This window comes from Bartonella sp. MM73XJBT, assembly GCF_028618465.1.
GTDB lineage: Bacteria > Pseudomonadota > Alphaproteobacteria > Rhizobiales > Rhizobiaceae > Bartonella.
Genome location: NZ_JAQISY010000108.1, coordinates 1 through 1,238 on the forward strand (window position 1 = coordinate 1; position 1,238 = coordinate 1,238).

Sequence of the window (1,238 nt, forward strand, 5' to 3'; positions counted from 1 at the left end):
TTCTGATTGATTATGCCATTGCATGCTTTGTAAATACTGATGCAACAACCAATCGAAAGACCCTTCTGTGAGTCTGGTACGCCTCTTTGTTTTGGAGGAGCCATTTTGCGCTTGTTTAATAGCCAGCGTATAATTGTCAACAAACTCTTGCGTTCCATAGGTTCCTTCAATCCGAAACCGTGGTCCATGACCAATACGGACATACCATATGATTTTACCATGGCGTGTACGTTCACGAACAAGATGCGGTGGACGGCGTTTTGGCATGGCTAAAACTTTATACCGTCGACAGAGGGGCAGCTTTTGCTGGTCTCGTAGTCTTCTTGTTCATTTTCAAGCGGTGGAAAATCATCAATGCTATAAGTATTATCTGTCGTTGTTGGTGTTATGGTTTTATTGATATGAATTAATAATTCCCCTGTAGGTTTGATTTCTATGAGTTCACATCCTTGTTTTTTAGCTTCTCTTAAAGCACGAGCAATAGCTGGTTGCGTGATAGTAGGTGGGCGGTGTGGCATGTTTATTCCCCTTAATTTAGGTGCAATTCACCCGTGGCGTGAATCACGCTGGTGTTAAAAGTTTGTTTTTCGGTGTTAGAAACGGCTTATAGAGATACTATAAGATTAGTCGTTCGTATTTTCTCATCTGGTTTGTTTCCTTGATTTGCGTACAATCCACCCGTAGCGTGAAGCACGCATGTGTTGAAATTGTTAGGAAAGGGTGGGGGTGCTGGGAGGAGAAAGCACCCCCATAGGTTTAAGCAGCTTTTGCCAAAATCTTTTGCATCTCTTGTTCTATTTCTTCTAAAAAGATCTCGACCGCTTTATTAATCTCTTCAATGTGTTTTTCATCACGATTGATACGTTTGATTTTCATGCGCAAGTGAGATGATATACCTACAAAATGCGGATTATAGCTCATGAAATGACACCATTTACGTCTCGTGCAAGCCATTTGGAATTGCATTTGTGCGATGTATTCAGGCTTGATAGTGTCATCTATAAAGAAGCGTAAATGGTTTAATGATTGTGGGCATTTAATCTCTACTAAACCGTCTTCACCAACAAAGCCATCAGGACTAGCACCAGCCATTTGGATTGTGGGATGTTGGATGAATCCACACCTTGTGACCTCTGTATCATAAATGAATGCATATTCTCTCAAGGCATCTTCTTCATGTTCAATGCCCCATTGCATAGCTGGCGTTATATAAGATTGGCTTATTTCCTCTGTTAATC

2 protein-coding genes and 1 pseudogene are annotated in these 1,238 nt (G+C 41.0%); all 3 read right to left on the bottom strand.

The features are described from left to right. Window positions 1-267 (bottom strand): annotated as a pseudogene (locus tag PVV69_RS09860) (integrase); the annotation flags it as partial. A 2-nt stretch (window positions 268-269) separates the two neighbouring features. After that, complete coding sequence (locus PVV69_RS09865) at window positions 270-518, bottom strand: hypothetical protein (RefSeq protein ID WP_015857131.1); 249 nt, start codon at window positions 516-518, stop codon at window positions 270-272. 238 nt (window positions 519-756) lie between these two features. Beyond that, window positions 757-1,238 (bottom strand): lambda exonuclease family protein (locus PVV69_RS09870; protein WP_273757357.1); only part of this gene is annotated, 482 nt, incomplete at its 5' end.